Origin of the sequence: Streptomyces sp. MB09-02B, assembly GCF_033794485.1 — a bacterium.
In the GTDB taxonomy this organism is placed as follows: domain Bacteria; phylum Actinomycetota; class Actinomycetes; order Streptomycetales; family Streptomycetaceae; genus Streptomyces.
Genome location: NZ_JARGEE010000813.1, coordinates 1 through 1,706, shown reverse-complemented (window position 1 = coordinate 1,706; position 1,706 = coordinate 1). Strand labels below are relative to the sequence as shown.

Sequence of the window (1,706 nt, the reverse complement as noted above, 5' to 3'; positions counted from 1 at the left end):
GGCGAGGGTGCCCCGCTCCACGGGGGCGCCGCGGCCGGGTTCGGCGCGGAACCGGGGGAGCGCGGTGCGCCGCCGTCGGATCACCCTGGGTGCGGCGGCGGTGGCGTTGATCGCGGCGGTGGGGGTGGGGACGTGGGCGGCGACCTCGGGGGACGACCCGGGCGGCGGGTCCACGGACACGAAGAACTCCACACCGACCTCGCCGTGACGTGAAACGACGCCAGAGTGCCGGGACCGACACCGATCGCGCGGGTGGTCGCACCACGTGGCCGGGCGGAGCAGCCCGACGGAGGGCCGGCGCGGGTCCAGGAGTAGACGCGCCATCGGTGTGGACGCATCAGAAGAACAAGGCGACCATGGCCAACGCCTCCTGCACTCGCGGCGGTCGTCTCAAGGAGATCAAGTACGGTCTGCGCAAGGGCGCGCTGTTCACCGATGACGCCGACGCCAAGGTGACCTTCTCCTACGCCGGGCGCCGCACCGCATCCGACTGCGCCGAGTCCGCCGAGGACACCGCGGAGAACTGGCCGGACGTGCCGTTCGACGCGATCCGCGCGAACGGGGCCGACGCGGCGGACTGCAAGACCTCCGCGCCGTCCTTCTTCACCCGCAAGCGGCTGACAGACATCGACACCTACTCCTGGTCCGCGGCTACCAGCGCCTACGCGGCCGTGGACTCCTGGGTGCTGACCCAGAAGTACCTGGACGGCGGGGACATCGGCGACTCCAGCGACCAGACACTGACGCTGACCTCGACCAAGCGCACCGGCAAGGCGGGCACCGGCATCGCCCCGGACCCGCTGTCCTTCACCTACCAGATGCGGCCGAACCGGGTCGACGGCGTCGACGACATCCTGCCGCTGACCCGCCTTCGACTGCCGACGATCACCTCCGAGACGGGCGCGGTCGCCACGGTGACGCTGTCCTCCCCGGAGTGCGTGCGCAGCGACATCGCGAGCGGAACCCCCGACGAGGTCAACGGCAGGTTCGCCACCCTCGGCTGGGCCAAACCCTTCATCAGCCGAGGCACGGTCACCCGTTCGGCCACCTGGTGGCGCGGCGACATCCTGGGCTCCACGTCCGTGTCCGGCGGAGGCCGCTAGTGGCAACGCGAGCCGGCGCCGCACGCAAGGGCGCACTCGTCCTCGCCGCGATCGTCCCGGTGATGGTCTCGGTGGGCTCCTGCGGCTCGGAACCGCGGGGGTCCGCCCCCGGGACGGACAGCGCCTCGGCGGGCTGCGAGATCCGTGACACCACCCAGCAGGTCGCCGACCGCTTCTCCGGGCTGGGCGAGGTCGTCACCACCGAATGGTGCGCGATGGACCTCGTCGGCGGCTCGTCCCGTGTCCCCGGTCCGAGCGACATCAGAATGGTCGGCTACTTCGAGACCACCGCCGAGGACATGAAGGCCGTCCTCGACGCTCCGGGCAGGACGTTCGAGAAGGCCGAGCCCGAGGGCATCCCCGCGGCCCTCGGCGGTTCGACTTCCGGTAAAACCGAGTGGCTGACCAGCACCGAGGCGAACGAGGAGATCACGGCCGGCCTGTACACCGGGACGTTCTACTTCGACCGCGCCTCCAACAAGATCCTTTTCGACGCCGTCAATCCGACCAGGGCCGACGACGAGGGGGCGGTGGTCGGATTGACGGCGTCGAAAAGGATCTTGTTGGAGGCGCGGTCGAAGTAGAACGTCCCGGTGTACAGGC

At 70.5% G+C, this 1,706-nt stretch carries 2 protein-coding genes and 1 pseudogene; 2 read left to right on the top strand and 1 reads right to left on the bottom strand.

Features of this window, described 5'->3' with window-relative positions; translation table 11 throughout:
• On the bottom strand, nucleotides 1-180 hold a 180-nt coding region (locus P1P70_RS44295), incomplete at its 3' end, for a hypothetical protein (protein WP_319248114.1).
• Nucleotides 181-335: 155 nt separating this feature from the next.
• Between P1P70_RS44295 and P1P70_RS44290 the strand changes: the two are divergent.
• A pseudogene (locus P1P70_RS44290) lies at nucleotides 336-971 on the top strand (hypothetical protein); the annotation flags it as partial.
• A 131-nt stretch (nucleotides 972-1,102) separates the two neighbouring features.
• Nucleotides 1,103-1,687 (top strand): hypothetical protein, encoded by a 585-nt coding sequence (locus P1P70_RS44285; protein WP_319248112.1) that lies wholly within the window; start codon nucleotides 1,103-1,105, stop codon nucleotides 1,685-1,687.
• The last annotated feature ends 19 nt before the right edge of the window (nucleotides 1,688-1,706 follow it).